Origin of the sequence: Azospirillum palustre (assembly GCF_002573965.1) — a bacterium.
Taxonomy (GTDB): domain Bacteria; phylum Pseudomonadota; class Alphaproteobacteria; order Azospirillales; family Azospirillaceae; genus Azospirillum; species Azospirillum palustre.
Map to the genome: position 1 here is coordinate 270,619 of NZ_PDKW01000041.1, position 14,626 is coordinate 285,244.

General features: G+C 67.6%; 11 protein-coding genes and 1 tRNA gene. 7 read left to right on the forward strand and 5 right to left on the reverse strand.

All coding sequences use genetic code 11. The features are described 5' to 3' along the window. Positions 1-180: 180 nt before the first annotated feature. Together fliN and CRT60_RS14955 are read left to right on the forward strand one after the other, a co-directional pair. The gene (gene fliN / locus CRT60_RS14950; RefSeq protein ID WP_014188019.1) at positions 181-483 is read left to right on the forward strand and encodes a flagellar motor switch protein FliN; all 303 of its coding nucleotides are present in this window, start codon (positions 181-183) and stop codon (positions 481-483) included. A gap of 99 nt (positions 484-582) precedes the next feature. Then, a complete protein-coding gene (locus CRT60_RS14955) occupies positions 583-1,902 on the forward strand; it encodes a diaminopropionate ammonia-lyase (RefSeq protein ID WP_244592511.1) in 1,320 nt (439 codons plus the stop codon). Here the strand turns inward: CRT60_RS14955 and CRT60_RS14960 are convergent. After that, positions 1,883-2,605, reverse strand: a complete 723-nt coding sequence (locus CRT60_RS14960) for a Clp protease/crotonase-like domain-containing protein (RefSeq protein ID WP_098737222.1) — start codon at positions 2,603-2,605, stop codon at positions 1,883-1,885. The genes CRT60_RS14955 and CRT60_RS14960 overlap by 20 nt on opposite strands. Before the next feature lie 264 nt (positions 2,606-2,869). Here CRT60_RS14960 and gatB point away from each other — a divergent pair, with 264 nt between their 5' ends. Continuing rightward, the gene (gene gatB, locus CRT60_RS14965; protein ID WP_098737224.1) at positions 2,870-4,321 is read left to right on the forward strand and encodes an Asp-tRNA(Asn)/Glu-tRNA(Gln) amidotransferase subunit GatB; all 1,452 of its coding nucleotides are present in this window, start codon (positions 2,870-2,872) and stop codon (positions 4,319-4,321) included. A 165-nt stretch (positions 4,322-4,486) separates the two neighbouring features. Further along, positions 4,487-6,289, forward strand: coding sequence for a PAS domain-containing sensor histidine kinase (locus tag CRT60_RS14970; RefSeq protein ID WP_098737226.1), 1,803 nt, complete (start codon positions 4,487-4,489; stop codon positions 6,287-6,289). 49 nt (positions 6,290-6,338) lie between these two features. Here the strand turns inward: CRT60_RS14970 and CRT60_RS14975 are convergent, their stop codons facing one another. Next, entirely contained in the window at positions 6,339-6,575 is a 237-nt protein-coding gene (locus tag CRT60_RS14975) for a hypothetical protein (protein ID WP_098737227.1), read from the reverse strand. A 282-nt stretch (positions 6,576-6,857) separates the two neighbouring features. Here CRT60_RS14975 and CRT60_RS14980 point away from each other — a divergent pair. Then, positions 6,858-6,950, forward strand: a tRNA-Ser gene (locus tag CRT60_RS14980). 539 nt (positions 6,951-7,489) lie between these two features. Then, positions 7,490-8,602 (forward strand): PDZ domain-containing protein, encoded by a 1,113-nt coding sequence (locus CRT60_RS14990; RefSeq protein ID WP_161958059.1) that lies wholly within the window; start codon positions 7,490-7,492, stop codon positions 8,600-8,602. A gap of 123 nt (positions 8,603-8,725) precedes the next feature. On the opposite strand, the gene uxuA is transcribed toward CRT60_RS14990, so the two are convergent. The 3 genes from uxuA to CRT60_RS15005 form a co-directional block, all read right to left on the reverse strand. After that, a complete protein-coding gene (gene uxuA, locus CRT60_RS14995) occupies positions 8,726-9,916 on the reverse strand; it encodes a mannonate dehydratase (RefSeq protein ID WP_098737230.1) in 1,191 nt (396 codons plus the stop codon). A 50-nt stretch (positions 9,917-9,966) separates the two neighbouring features. Then, positions 9,967-11,490 (reverse strand): mannitol dehydrogenase family protein, encoded by a 1,524-nt coding sequence (locus CRT60_RS15000; RefSeq protein ID WP_098737870.1) that lies wholly within the window; start codon positions 11,488-11,490, stop codon positions 9,967-9,969. Positions 11,491-11,641: 151 nt separating this feature from the next. After that, a complete protein-coding gene (locus CRT60_RS15005) occupies positions 11,642-13,015 on the reverse strand; it encodes an MFS transporter (protein WP_098737232.1) in 1,374 nt (457 codons plus the stop codon). Between the two features lie 503 nt (positions 13,016-13,518). On the opposite strand from CRT60_RS15005, the gene CRT60_RS15010 reads away from it, so the two are divergent. Continuing rightward, positions 13,519-14,625 (forward strand): GGDEF domain-containing protein, encoded by a 1,107-nt coding sequence (locus tag CRT60_RS15010; RefSeq protein ID WP_244592512.1) that lies wholly within the window; start codon positions 13,519-13,521, stop codon positions 14,623-14,625. The last annotated feature ends 1 nt before the right edge of the window (position 14,626 follow it).

A 14,626-nucleotide genomic window follows, 5' to 3' on the forward strand; every position in this document is an offset into this window, starting at 1 on the left:
CCGCGGCGGGCGGGCTGCCAGTATGGGCGAATCAGTGTGGGCGAAGCTGCGGTGCGGGAAAAGCCCAATCTTGTCGCAATCCCGGCCAGTCGGTGGCGTTGCCGGCCAACCCGTCCGGGGTGTAGGATGTCCCGTTCGTATAGGAAGGCGCCCCTTTCCGGCGCGGGAGCTTGGACAGCCATGGCCAACATCGACGACCTGCTCGGCGCGCCCGATCCCAACGACGGCGACGCCTCGTCCTTCGCCATCGGCGACGCGCCGGTGGAGATCAAGGTCGTCATCGGCACCGCCATGCTCCGTGTCCGCGACCTCCTGAAGCTGGGCCGCGGTGCCGTCGTGGAACTCGACCGCCATCTGAAGGACCCGACCGACGTCTATGTCGAAGGCGTTCTGGTCGCCCGCGGCGAGGTTGCGATCATCGACGACAAGATCGGCGTCACCCTGACCGACTTCATCAAGTCCAGCCGCGAATGGAAGCGCTGACCGCGCCCTTTTTCCGTTGCGGCGCCTTCCCTTAATCGATGCTTCATTCGGTAGCAGCCCCGCTTGCGCTGGCGTCTTGACGGCGGGCGATGGCTTCTGGTGTCGTTGTATCCGGTCGTGGAAACTGCCGTCGCCGACGGCGTCGCCGGCCCGGAGAGCGAAGCCATGCCCCACACCGTCGTCTCCCCCTGCCTGCCGCGCCATTTTTCCAATCCCAATGCCGACCATGAGCGGGTCTACGGCCCGTCGGAACGCGCGATCCTCAGCCGTGCCGCCTTCGAGGAGGCAATGGCGGAGATCGGCGCCTGGCCCGGCTACACGCCCACCCCGCTGCGCTCCCTGCCGGGTCTGGCGCGGGAGACCGGGATCGACCGCCTCTGGTACAAGGACGAGAGCGCCCGCTTCGCGCTCGGCAGCTTCAAGGCGCTGGGCGGGGCGTACGCCGTGCTGCGGCTGCTGGCGCGGGAGGTGACGGCGCGGGTGCCCGGCGTGCCGGTGACAGCGTTGGATCTGGTCGTCGGCCGCTATGCCAAGGTGACGCGGACGCTGACCGTCACCACCGCCACCGACGGCAACCATGGCCGCTCGGTCGCCTGGGGCGCACAGGTGTTCGGCTGCAATTGCGTGGTGTATGTGCCCGCCGCCTGTACGCCCGGCCGCCGTGCCGCCATCGAGGCGTACGGGGCGCGGGTGGTGGTGGTGGACGGGCCGTACGACGACGCGGTGCGCCGTGCCGCCGCCGACGCGGCGGCACAAGGCTGGTTCGTCGTCTCCGACACCTCCTACACCGGCTATATGGATGTGCCGCGCGACGTGATGCAGGGCTACACCGTGATGGTGGAGGAGGCGATCTCGCAGCTTCCCGCCAGCGAACGGCCCACCCACGTCTTCGTGCAGGGCGGTGTCGGCGCGCTGCCCGCCGCGGTCTGCGGCCATCTGTGGGAAAGCTGGGGACGCCAGCGCCCGCGCTTCGTGGTGGTGGAGCCGCACAATGCCGACTGCCTGTACCGGAGCGCCGTCGCCGGCCGGCCGACGCGTGCGGAGGGCGACCTCGACACGGTGATGGCCGGGCTCGCCTGCGGCGAGGTCTCGCTGCTGGCCTGGGCGATCCTGGAGCGCGGTGCCGACGATTTCCTGACCATTCCCGACGAGGGGGCGGTCACCGCCATGCGCAAGCTGGCGGACGGCGGGCATGGCGGCCGTCCGGTGGTGGGCGGTGAGTCGGGCGTCGCCGGGCTGGCCGGGCTGCTCTGCGCCGCCGCCCACGAGGAGGTGAGGCTGGCGCTGGGCCTCGTTCCCGATGCGCGGGTGCTGGTGTTCGGGACCGAGGGGGCGACCGACCCGGAGGTCTATGAGCGGATCGTCGGTCGCTCGGCGGAGGCGGTCGCCGACGGGCTGCTCAGCGCAGCAGGTCGGTGACGATGTTGGCGCCGTCGGCGGTCAGCCGGTCGGCGGTTTCGCGATGGTCGCGGGCGCCGGAGAAGCCGCCCTCGGCCTTCACCCGCTCGATCCAGCTCTGCGAGGCGCCGAGCGACACCAGCCGCTCGACCATCATCTGGGTGGAGCGCAGGGTCATCCGGCCATTTTCCGCCATGCGCGGGGCATGCACCATGAACTCCGCCCGCGGGGCGGCGTAGCGCGGATAGCCGGCCAGATAGAGGCCGACGCACATGCTTTCGCAGGAGTCGCCGTCACGCACCCGGGTGGCGACCGGCCGTCCGCCCTTGCGCTCGGCCAGGACGGCGTCGATCATCCGGTAGCCCGCGGCGGTGAAGCCGCCCGGGCTGGACAACTCGATCACCAGCGGGCGGCGGGCCGGCAGGGCGTGCAGGGCGTCGAGGAAGCTGCGTTCCGCCCCCGGCGTGATGATGCCGTCCAGCCGCAGGACAGTGACGTCGCCCTGGTCGTTGCGGGACATCGCCGCGTCGGGGAACTCCGAAGACGGGGCCGCGGGCACCGGATTGACGGTGACGGGACCGATGGCAGCCGGGGCGGAGGCGGCGGGGTTGAGCGACAGGCCGTCCGGCTGGGTCGCGGCATGGCCGAGTGCCGCACCCGCGATCAGCAGGGCGCCCAAACCGGCACCGAACCCGACCCTCCGCAGCAGCTTCCGCACCAACATCGCATCCTCCCGCGCTCGCTCCACCCAGCGTGGCGGTCAAAGCTTGCCCGAGGGTTAACGGCATGTCTGTGGCGGGCCACACAATGGGGGTAGGAGGGGGAGGAGCGGGGGTCGGAATGGGGGCGGGACGGATGCGGCGCGATAAAGCGTGCGCGCGACCGCAAAGGGCGCTAGAAGAAACAGGATTCCAAGGGTATGGCCGGGGCGTCCTCATCAGGGCGATGCCCGTCCCGTCCCGTGCCGTGAACGTCGAAGAGCGGAACGATGTCGTACATCCAGGGTGAAACGGGCGATTGGGAAGTCGTGATCGGGCTTGAGGTCCATGCCCAGGTGATTTCGAACGCGAAGCTGTTTTCCGGCTCCGCCACCGAATTCGGGTCCGCGCCGAACAGCCAGGTCAGCTTCGTCGACGCCGCGTTCCCCGGCATGCTGCCCGTCATCAACGAATATGCCGTCGAACAGGCAGTGCGCACCGGTCTGGGCCTGAAGGCCGAGATCAACCTGCACTCGGTCTTCGACCGCAAGAACTACTTCTATGCCGACCTGCCGCAGGGCTATCAGATCAGCCAGTTCCTGCAGCCCATCGTCGGCAAGGGCGAGATCGTGCTCGACCTGCCGGACGGCACCAGCCGCACCGTCGGCGTCACGCGCCTGCATCTGGAACAGGACGCCGGCAAGTCGCTGCACGACCAGCACCCGTCCAAGACCTACATCGACCTGAACCGGTCGGGCGTGGCGCTGATGGAGATCGTGTCGGAACCCGACATGCGTTCCTCGGAGGAGGCGGGCGCCTATGTGCGCAAGCTGCGCTCCATCCTGCGCTATCTCGGCACCTGCGACGGCAACATGGAGGAAGGCTCCATGCGCTGCGACGTCAACGTGTCGGTGCGCAAGCCGGGCGACGCCTTCGGCACCCGCTGCGAGATCAAGAACGTCAACTCGATCCGCTTCGTCATGCAGGCCATCGAGTATGAGGCGCGCCGCCAGATCGAGATCATCGAGGACGGCGGCAAGATCGACCAGGAGACCCGGCTGTGGGACACGACCAAGTTCGTGACCCGCTCCATGCGGTCGAAGGAAGAGGCGCACGATTACCGCTATTTCCCCGACCCCGACCTGCTGCCGCTCGAACTCGATGCGGCGTGGGTGGAGGACATCAAGAAGACGCTGCCCGAACTGCCGGACGACAAGAAGTCCCGCTTCATCGAAGACTACAAGCTGTCGGTCTATGACGCCGGCGTGCTGGTCTCGGAGAAGTCGAAGGCCGACTATTTCGAGGCGGTCGCCAAGGGCCGCGATCCGAAGCTGGCCTCCAACTGGGTCACCGGCGAGCTGTTCGGCTATCTGAACAAGGCCGGCAAGGAGATCGAGGAAAGCCCGGTGTCCGCCGAAAATCTCGGCGGCCTGATCGACCTGATCGCCGACAACACCATTTCCGGCCGCATCGCCAAGGAAGTGTTCGAGACGATGTTCGAGACCGGCGAGAAGGCCGCCGACATCGTCGAGAAGAAGGGGCTGCGTCAGGTCACCGACACCAGCGCCATCGAAGGCTCCATCGACGCCGTGCTGGCCGCCAACCCCGACAAGGTGGCGGAGTTCCGCAGCGGCAAGGACAAGCTGTTCGGCTTCTTCGTCGGTCAGGTGATGAAGGCGACCCAGGGCAAGGCCAACCCGGCGATGGTCAACGAAATCCTGATGAAGAAACTGAAAGGCTAATCTGCCTGTCCCTGTCGGCGGACGGAAATTGCCGTCTTGCCCGAAAGAAAGCCTCTCCGTTCGGCGGAGGGGCTTTTTTCTTGGGTGCCACCCGCCGTTACGGTAAAGCCGCAGTTGAATTTTCCCGGTTTCCGCCGTCACAGTGCTGGAAACGGTGGAGGAACCATGGCGGCGGAGCCGGTGATGTTGGCGCTGGCGGCTGGTGCTGTCGGCGGTCTGCTCGGGGTGCTGGTGGGCCGGTATGCCGGTCGCCGGGCGGTCCGCCATCCATCGTCGCCACACCCCGCCGATCCTGCCGGCGCCCGGCCGGCGCATGCCCTCCACGAACCGGACATCGGCGAACGGCTGGAGATGGCGCTGGAGGCCACCGGGGCCGCGGTCTGGGATGCCGATCTGGTGGCCGGCACCTGCTGGTGGTCGGACACCTTCCCGCGCATGCTGGGCTATCGCACGCGCCCGGCGATGCCGCCCGATTTCTGGGAAAGGCGGCTGCACGCGGATGACCGCGAACGGGTTCTCGCCCACATCGCCTCGCATCTGGCCGGCGAGACCTCGGCCTACGCCTACAGCTATCGCCTGCGGCACGAGGGGGGCGGCTGGGTGTGGATCGCCGCCAAGGGCCGCGCCTTCCGCGACGACACCGGGCGGGCGGTGCGCTATGCCGGCATCATGACCGACATCACCGAGGCCCGCCGGCAGGAAGAGCGGCTGCGGTCCAGCGAGGAACGGCTGCTGAAGATCATGGAGGCGGCCCCCATCGCGGTGAACGTCACCACGCGCGACGGCCGCTGGCTGTTCTGCAACGCCCAGTCCGTGCGGCTGATGGGCCGCGACCGTTCGGAACTGATGCGAACCCCGGTGGCCGATCTCTATGCCGAACCTGCCGACCGCGCGGCGCTGATCGCCCGATTCGACCGGGAGGGCGCCTTCCGCAATGCCGAGATCCGGTTCCGCAGGCCGGACGGCAGCGTCGTCTGGGTCCTGTCCTCGTGGAACAGCATCGAGCTGGACGGTGAAGCGGCGCTGCTGACCTGGCTCTACGACATCACCGACCGCAAGGCCGCCGAGTCGGCGATGATCCAGGCCAGGGAAGAGGCCGAGCAGGCTCTGGCCGACCTGCGGGAGGCGCAGGAGAGCCTGATCCAGGCCGAGACCATGGCCTCGCTCGGCCAGCTGGTGGCGGGGGTGGCGCACGAGATCAACACACCCATCGGCATCGGCCTGACCGCCGCCAGCCACATCGGCGAACAGGCGCAGGTCCTGCGGGACCGTTTCACCGGCAACGCGCTGCGCCGGTCGGAGTTCCTGGAGTTCCTGGATGGTCTCAGCGAGAGCAGCCGCCTGCTGATGGCCAACATCGACCGCGCCGCGTCACTGGTGCAGAGCTTCAAGCAGGTGGCGGTCGACCAGTCCTCCGGCGACCGGCGGGTGTTCGAACTGGGCGGCTATATCCAGGAGCTGCTGTTCTCGCTGCGTCCGCGGCTGAAACGCACCAATCTGCGGGTGGCGGTGGAGTGCGACGACGAACTGACGATGGACAGCTTTCCCGGCGCGCTGGGGCAGGTGCTGACCAATCTGGTCATCAACGCCGTCGTGCATGCCTATGGCGACGGGGACCGGGGCGGCGATCGGGGCGGCGACCGCCTGGTCGAGAAGCCGGCCGGCACGATCAGGATCACCGCGCAGGCGGATGGGGCCGAGCGGGTGCGGATCGACTTCATCGACGACGGCGCCGGCATCGCGCCGGAGCACCTGTCCAAGGTCTTCGACCCCTTCTTCACCACCAAGCGCGGGCAGGGCGGCTCCGGCCTGGGGCTGCACATCGTCTTCAACACCGTCACCGGCCCGCTGGGCGGCAGCGTGTCCGTCCAGTCCTGGCCGGGGCAGGGGACCCGCTTCACCATCCAGCTGCCCCGCGAAGCCCCGGCGATGCAACCGGCCGTCGCGGCGGAGCCGGCCCTGGGCTGAACCCGTGGCGCAGCCCTGCGGCAGGGCGGCCGATCAGACGCAGGTTCGGTCAGGCGACGTGAAGTTCGTGGAATTGCAGATGCTTGGGCCGCCGTCCGCGACGCTTCGGCGCCGCGAAGTTGGCGAGCGCGCCGTTCTCGCCGCGCAGCTCGGCGGTCAGCTCCTGCACGCAGCGCTGGAGCAGCTCTTTTTCGCGCTGGTCTTCGCGGTCGGTGATTTCCAGGCAGCTCAGCTTGATCTCGACGAGGTCGATCAGCGTTTCGGCGCAACGGCGTGACAGGGTCATGGCATCCTCCACGGCGACGGGGTGCGGCGTCACTGACCGGCGGGGCTTGGTCGGGATCAGTCCCCACGCGACCGAGTCGTTCGGCACCCGGGCTTTTTATTGCTCATGGTGGCATCATAAGCGCCTTCCGTTAAAAAGTACCTAAAATTTTATACAGATTTGTCTCTTCTCTGCGATTTTCAGGAAAAGCGTTTTTTTGGATTTGTAAGCGTTGACAAGGGTTCGGCCGGCCGTTAGAACCCTCCCCACGCCAGCGGTGACCCACGGGAAACCGCACTGGCTGGAGGGGTGGCCGAGTGGCTGAAGGCAACGGTTTGCTAAACCGTCATAGGGTTTAAAGCCCTATCGTGGGTTCGAATCCCATCCCCTCCGCCACCGCGTGGTTTCCACAACAATCATTACCTTAGTGGGCAGCCTTAGCGGTCGCAGAGATCTGAAACTCCTGGCGAACCGTTATATCTGTGCCGGTTTTTGTGCTGTCCCTGTCTGGCACATACCCCAGATAAATGTCCGGTGTCTTCACATTGCTATGAACCAGCTGCTTTGATAGCGCGCAGCTGTCCCAGCCGTTCTGAAGCGCCCGCACCGCAAAGCCATGCCGCAGATCGTAGCAGCGGAAGGGCCTGACTGCTGTGTCCCCGCCCAGACCCGCCAGACTCGCCCGAAACTTGCGCGAACCTGTGTCGTGTCGATGAAGCTGACCGTGCCGGCTTCGGTCCTGCTGGACCACGTGACTCGCGTCATTCGCCACTTTTATTACCGCTTTCGAGCGGGCACACTGCAACCCGGAATAGACGGGTTGGCCACTCCATCTCGAAAATCCAGCTGGGTCAGGGATTCTGCAAAAAACCTTCAGTGAATGCACGGGGGAGAGCGTTTCGATGCAGCGTGTTCGCACAGGGGCTCCTGTATGGATGGCAGCGCTTGTGGTGGCTTTGGGGGCCGGCATGCTGTCGGGCTGTGCAGTCGATCCCGTCGGGCTGGCGATAGGTGCCGTGGGCGCGGCTGGCGCGCCGTCGCAGGCATCTCAGGTGGCGGAGACGGCGTCATACTATCGCGGCACGAGCTGTGAAGCGCTGGCGATGCTGCTGCAAACGAACACCGACAGCCTGTCATCGACACCGCCGGAGTACCGCCAATCGATGTCGGTAAACATCCAGGCCTTGCGCCAGGTCATGACGGAACAGCGCTGTCCGGCTTCCGGTTCGGGTGCGTCGGCGGGAGCGAGCCCCCACTTGCCTCCTGCCACCGCCGCCGGATCGCCGGGCTTGGGAGGAACCGCGGTCGGCACGTCGCCCGGATCGGCACCGGCACCGGCGAGCGAACCGCAGGGCAGGGTGGGAATATCGGTGGCCCCGGTGACGGCCCAGACGGCGCAGGCGGTGGGGCTGGAGGCTCCGCGCGGCTTGTTGGTGATGGAACTGATGCCGGGGCAGGCGGCCGATGTGTCGGGTATCCGGCCGGGCGATGTGATTCTCGAGGTCCGTGGCGTGGCGATGGGCGATCCGATGCAGATGCGCCGCGTGTTGGGCCTGGTGCCGGATGGGCAGAGCGTGCTTGTCAAGCTGTGGCGCGGACGCCAACTGCGCGAGCTGGTCGTGGGGCCGGTCGCCAGCAACACCCCGGCGCTGCCGGCGGGCGCCGTCTATGCCGATGCGCCGGCCCCGATGGCTGCCCCGCTGCGCGAGCGCTTCTGCGTGGCTCAACTGATGACCTCGGGAGCTCTTGCCGGCGGCGTGCGCTCGACGCTGTTCACTGTGCGCAACACTGGCAGCGAAGCGGAGAGCGCCAAGACGATGGCGGCTTTCCTGCAGGCCGCACAGAAGGCTCAGCCCGGCAGGTGGCTGGCGCCACAGATGCGGCCGACCTGCACTGGGGACGCGACGGCATGCAGTTCGGTCAATGCGGATTCGGAAGTTCTGATGATGCTGTGCCGGACGGAGCGCGGGGAGGGTGCGCAGGTGTACGAGTCCCTCAGACAGAGCAGACCGATGACGGAACTGGCTTGGTCGCCGCCGACGCCGTGAGGCAGAACGGAAGAGCGGTACCGCCGTAGGGTCTCTCATTAGGAATGAATGGGAAAGGCCGGACGGAGGCGGGACCTCCCTCCCCGCACTGGAGAGAGGTCCCGCTTCCGGCCCAACAGCAGGTCAGGCGACCCGCTTGTCGCGGAAGGCTTCGATGGTGCGCATCACGCCGCGCAGTTCGGCCAAGCCCTTCAGGCGTCCGACGAAGGAATAGCCGGGGTTCATCGTCTGGCCGATGTCGTCGCCCAGCAGATGGCCGTGGTCGGGGCGCATCGGGATTTGGGCGTCGGCGCGGCCGGCCTGCCGGCGGCGGGCCTCCTCGTCGATGATCGCCGTGGCGACGCCAATCAGGTCGGTGTCGCCGCCGAGATGGTCGGCCTCATAGAAGGAGCCGTCCGGCTCGTGCGTGGTGTTGCGCAGGTGGACGAAGTGGATGCGCGGGGCGAACTCCTTCGCCATCGCCACCAGATCGTTCTTCGGGTTGGAGCCGAAGGACCCCGTGCACAGGGTCAGCCCGCAGGCCTCCTGCGGCACGGCGGCGAACAGCGCCCGCACATCCTCCGCGGTGGACATCACGCGCGGCAGGCCGAAGATGGGGAAGGACGGGTCGTCGGGGTGGATGCACAGCCGCACCCCCTCTTCCTCGGCGACCGGGGTGATCTCGCGCAGGAACTCGATCAGGTTGGCGCGCAGATCCTCGACGCCGATCTCCTGGTACAGCTCCAGCATGCCGCGGAAGCTGTCGCGGTCATAGGCGAAGTCGCGGGCCGGCAGCCAGTCGATCAGGTTGCGCTCCAGCTCCGCCACCTGCTCCGCCGTCATCGCCTCGAACCGCGCCTTGGCGGCGGCGACATGGGCGGGGTCGTAGCTGGCCTCCGCATTGCGGCGCTTCAGCACGAACAGGTCGTAGGCGGCGAAATCGACGCTGTCGTAGCGCAGGGCATAGCCGCCGTTCGGCAGCCGGTGCATCAGGTTGGTCCGGCTCCAGTCGGTGATGACCATGAAGTTGTAGCAGATCACCGGGATGCCGGCCCGCGCCACATTGCGGATCGACTGCTTGTAATTGTCGATCTTGGTCTGGAAGTCGCCGGTGCGGGTCTTGATCTCCTCGCCGACGCCGATGCTTTCCACCACGTCCCAGGTCAGGCCGGCGGCCTCGATCATGGCGCGGCGTTTCTGGATTTCCTCGGGCGTCCAGACGCTGCCCTGGTTCATGTGATGCAGCGCGGTGACGATGCCGGTGGCACCGGCCTGACGGGCCTTTTCCAGGGTGACGGGATCGTCCGGGCCGAACCAGCGCCAGGTTTCCTGCATGATGATGTCCTTTCGAATAGGGGTGCGGGTGGGCGGAAGCCGCCCTTCGGTCAGAGGGTCGCGAGGAAGCCGCTTAGCGTTTTGGCGACGCCGACGCGCATCAGGCTGTCGAGATGACGGACGACCGCGCTGCGGAAGGCGTCCTCCGCGACCAGTGAGGGGTCGAAGATGTCCTCCACGGCGAACAGCGCCGCCGCCAGCGCGCCGGCATCGTCGCCATGGGTGCCGGCGATGCCGGTCAGCAGTGCCGCCATCGGATCGGCGACCGCATAGGCGGCACCGGCCTCGTCCTTCTGCGCCAGGAAGCGCATCCAGGCGGCGACGGCCAGCGGGATCACTGCCGGGACCTTGCCGGCGGCGAACAGCTCGCGCGCCGGTTCCAGCAGGCGCGGCGGCAGCTTCTGCGATCCGTCGGAGGAGATCTGAAGGGTGCGGTGGCGGATGCCGGGGTTGCGGAAGCGTGCCTCCAGCGCCGCGGTGTAGGCGGGGATGTCGGTTCCCGGCACCGGGGGCAGCGTGGGGATCAGGTCCTCCGCCCACAGGCGCCGCACGACGGCCGGCAGCTGCGGGTCGGCCATCGCCCCGGCGATGGTCTCGATGCCGGCGACCACCGACAGGTAGGCCAGCAGCGAATGGGCGCCGTTCAGGCAGCGCAGCTTCATCAGTTCGAACGGGTGGACGTCCTCGACCATGATGGCGCCGGCCTTTTCCCAGGCCGGGCGGCCGAGCGGGAAACGGTCCTCGATCACCCATTGCTTGAAGGGCTCGCTGACCACCGGCCACTCGTCATGGCAGCCGGTCGCCTCCTCCACCGTGGCGCGGTCGGCGTCCTGGGTGGCGGGGGTGATGCGGTCGACCATGGTGCAGGGGAAGCCGACCTGCTCCGCGATGTAGGCGGCGAGGTCCGGATCGCACAGTTCGGCGTAGCGGACGACGATGCCGCGCACCTTGATGCCATTCTGGGCGAGGTTGTCGCAGACCAGCACGGTGAAGGGCGCCACCCCGGCGGCGCGGCGGCGGCGGATCGCCTCCGCCAGCAGGCCCGGCACGCTGCGCGGCTTGGCGGGATCGGCAAGGTCGGCACGGATCAGCGGATGCGCCTCGTCCAGCGCGCCGGTGGCGGCGTCCTGGCAATAGCCCTTCTCGGTCACCGTCAGGGTGACGATGCGGATCTCCGGCTTCGCCATCAGCGCCAGCACCTCGTCCAGCTGGTCGGCGGTGGCCATGGCGTCGAGGAAGGATCCCATGACGCGCAGCCGGTCGCGGTTCTCCTCGCGCACCAGCAGGGTGTAGAGGCAGTCCTGCGGTTTCAGCGCGTCGCGGATCGCCGGTGACAGCGGATCGACGCCGACGATGCCCCAGCTCTTGTCACCGGTCGCCAGAACATCGTCGGTGTAGGTGGCGAGATGGGCGCGGCAGAAAGCGCCGAGGCCGATATGGACGATGCCCGGCGTCACCGCGGCGCGGTCGTAGGCGGGGCGCTCGACGGCCGGGGCCAGGCGGTCGAGGGTGGCGGTGGAAAGGCGGGTTCGGGAAGGACGGGCCGCCAGCAGGGCGGTGTTCGCGTCGGGCATGGTAAGCTCCGGTTCGCGGCGGTCGCTGCGGTCATCCGTTTTTCCGCTGTCGCGGAGGGTCGCGGGGGGCCGGTGCACCGTCATTCGGTAAGGCTTGGACGGTTCGGAAGGACTCCGGGGCAGGGTGCCCCGGAGTGGTGGGGTGGAAGTGTCAGACCTCGATCCCGGCCGGGGTCATGCCCGACCCGGTCTTCGGCAGGATGAAGTGCATGATCGCCAGGCCGACGAGGTAGAGCACCGAGGCGATGCCGAACAGCACCTGATAGTTGCCGCCGGTCGCATCCAGCAGGCGGCCGACGCCCATCGACACGAACATGCCGACGAAGTAGGCGCAGAAGCCGCCGATGCCGACCACCGACCCCACCGCGTTGCGCGGCATGGTGTCGGAAACGATGGTGTAGACGTTGGCCGAATAGCCCTGGTGGGCGGAGGCGGCGATGCCGATCAGCAGGACGGCGACCCACATGCTGGACACGGTGGAGGCGAAGAACACCGGCAGGACGCACAGGCCGCAGACCAGGAAGGTCAGCTTGCGGGCCCGCAGGGGCTTCACGCCGCGCTTGATCAGGTGCGAGGAGAACCAGCCGCCGCCGACGCTGCCGAAATCGGCCATGGTGTAGATGATGATCAGCGGCAGCATCGCCCCGAACAGGTTCACGCCATACTGCTTGTTCAGGAAGCCGGGGACCCAGTTCAGGTAGAACCACCACACCGGAGCCGAGAAGCAGGTGCCGACGATGTTCGCCCAGGTGCCGCGGTAGCTCAGCAGCTTGATCCAGGGAATGTTCTCCTGCGGCAGCACCGGGTCGCTGCGGATATAGGCCAGCTCCTCGGCCGTCAGCTTCGGATGCTCTTCCGGCTTGCGGTAGATCAGCAGCCAGGCGATGACCCAGAAGAAGCCGATGCCGCCGGTGACCAGGAAGGCGGCCTGCCAGCCATAGGCGACCAGCAGGATCGGCACCAGGACCGGTGCGACGACGGCGCCGACGTTGGATCCCGCGTTGAAGATGCCGGTGGCGAGTGCCCGTTCCTTGGCCGGGAACCACTCCGACACCGCCTTGATCGAGGCCGGGAAGTTGCCGCCTTCGGTCAGGCCGAGGCCGGCGCGGGCCATCTTGAAGCCGAAGACGCTGCCCATGAAGGCATGGACGCAGGCGAAGAAGCTCCAGCCGGCGACCGCCGCCGGCAGGCCGATGCGGATGCCGATCTTGTCCATCAGCCGGCCGCAGCCGATGTAGCCGAAGGCGTAGGCCAGCGAGAAGGCGGCGACGATGTCGCCGAAGTCGGACTCGGTCCAGCCCATGTCGCCCATCAGCGTGGACTTCAGCAGGCCCAGGACCTGACGGTCCATGTAGTTGATGGTGGTCGAGAAGAAGAGCAGGCCGCAGATGGTCCAGCGGTAGCGGCCGATGGCCTTGCTCACCGTGACCGCCGCTTTGCCTGCCGCTTGGCCGATGCCGCCGGCCCGGTGGGCCGGTTCCGCCGACTGGCCGGGTCCGGCGTCGGCAATGATCTGTTCGCTCATGATAGGCGTCTCCAGCCAGGACGCACGCCGCCGCCCGGTGTTCGCACACCGGCCCCATTGAGGCATCGAGCCTTCATCGCTTGGGCGCGCCGGATGGCTTCGCGCGGGAGCCGGTGTTTCGGCAGCCCCACAGCGTCGTCCGGCGGCGGTCGCACGTTTCAGAACTGTTTCCTGGATCAGTCAGGCCATCGTCGGGAGCGGTGCCGCTTGGCAACCGTTCATGGCGTCGCATACTACCATTCCAGTTGCTGGTATGGTAGTTGCGCCGGCCCTCGTTGGTCAACCGCACCATCTGCGGCATATCGTCAGGCGATGACCGCCCGACTGCAGTCCTACCTCGGTATGTTCGATTGGGCTGGACGGCATTTGGGACAAACCCCAATGTACTGTCTCAGGATGTTCGTAAGAGGATGATCGGCAGAATTTCAATGGCCGCATAGATTACAACCGCAGACCACAGGGAAGGGCCGAAGGTGGAGGAATCCAGCGCCACGGGAACGATTGTGACCGCACTTGCCGGTGGCATCGGGCTGCTGGCGCTGATGACCCTGATCTACGGGACAGTCTTGTACCGCCTGGGAGATCGGCCCCGGCTGCGCCAGCTTTGCCTGGGCTTGATGTTCGGCGCCGGCGGCGTGGCGGCCATGCTGCAATCCGTCCCGATCCTTCCGGGGATCTATCTGGACGTGAAGACGGTGCCGGTGGCGCTGGCCGCCCCCTTCGGCGGTCCCTTGGCCGCCGTGCTGGCCGCCGGGCTGGTGTCGGCTGGCCGCGTGGCAGTCGGCGGCGCCGGCATGGTGTCGGGTGTGATCGGCATTCTCGCGGCCGGAGCCGCAGGGTTGCTGGTCCGGCGGCTGGTCCCCGTGTCGGGTTGGCGAACCGCAAGGCCGCTGTTCATCCTGGCTCCGGTCGCCGCACTCCATCCGCTCAGCATCTTCGTGCTGCCCTGGGAGGTGGCGCTGCCAATTTTCGTTGACGGCGGTCTTCCCATCGCGCTGTTCACGGTGGGGGGCATCCTGATGCTGGGCACGATGCTGGGACGCGAACGCCGCCGCGTCGATACGGAAAAGATGCTGCGGGATGCGGCGCTGAGCGATCCGCTGACCGGTCTGGCGAACCGCCGGGCCTTTTTCGCCGCCATCGACCGCACCGTGTCCGGCGCGCTGCGCCACGAGACGCCGGTGTCGCTGCTGATGCTGGACATCGACCACTTCAAGGCGGTGAACGACAGCCGCGGGCACGATGCCGGCGACGCGGTTCTGGTGGCGCTCAGCCGTCTGCTCCAGCGCAGCGTGCGGCAGAGCGACATGGTCGCGCGCTTCGGCGGCGAGGAATTCGCCATCCTGCTGCCCAACGCGCCGATCGACGGGGCGTCCCTGCTTGCCGAACGCCTGCGCTGCGCCGTCCGCGATCTCGCCATTGCGCAGGACGGCGCGGTCCTGCATGTGACGGCCAGCATCGGCGTGTCGACCCTCTCCGCCGGCACCGACCGCGCCGATGCCATGATCAAGGCGGCCGACATGGCGCTCTATCGGGCCAAGCAGGGCGGCCGGGACCGGGTCTGCCGCCATCAGGAGGCTGCCGTCAAGGAACCGGTGCCGGTTTCCTGAC

Coding starts and splice junctions, on each gene's coding strand:
- fliN (WP_014188019.1), top strand. CDS start 181: ATGGCCAACATCGACGACCTGCTCGGCGCGCCCGATCCCAACGACGGC.
- CRT60_RS14960 (WP_098737222.1), bottom strand. CDS start 2,605: ATGTTGGTGCGGAAGCTGCTGCGGAGGGTCGGGTTCGGTGCCGGTTTG.
- gatB (WP_098737224.1), top strand. CDS start 2,870: ATGTCGTACATCCAGGGTGAAACGGGCGATTGGGAAGTCGTGATCGGG.
- CRT60_RS14970 (WP_098737226.1), top strand. CDS start 4,487: ATGGCGGCGGAGCCGGTGATGTTGGCGCTGGCGGCTGGTGCTGTCGGC.
- CRT60_RS14975 (WP_098737227.1), bottom strand. CDS start 6,575: ATGACCCTGTCACGCCGTTGCGCCGAAACGCTGATCGACCTCGTCGAG.
- CRT60_RS14990 (WP_161958059.1), top strand. CDS start 7,490: ATGGCAGCGCTTGTGGTGGCTTTGGGGGCCGGCATGCTGTCGGGCTGT.
- uxuA (WP_098737230.1), bottom strand. CDS start 9,916: ATGCAGGAAACCTGGCGCTGGTTCGGCCCGGACGATCCCGTCACCCTG.
- CRT60_RS15000 (WP_098737870.1), bottom strand. CDS start 11,490: ATGCCCGACGCGAACACCGCCCTGCTGGCGGCCCGTCCTTCCCGAACC.
- CRT60_RS15005 (WP_098737232.1), bottom strand. CDS start 13,015: ATGAGCGAACAGATCATTGCCGACGCCGGACCCGGCCAGTCGGCGGAA.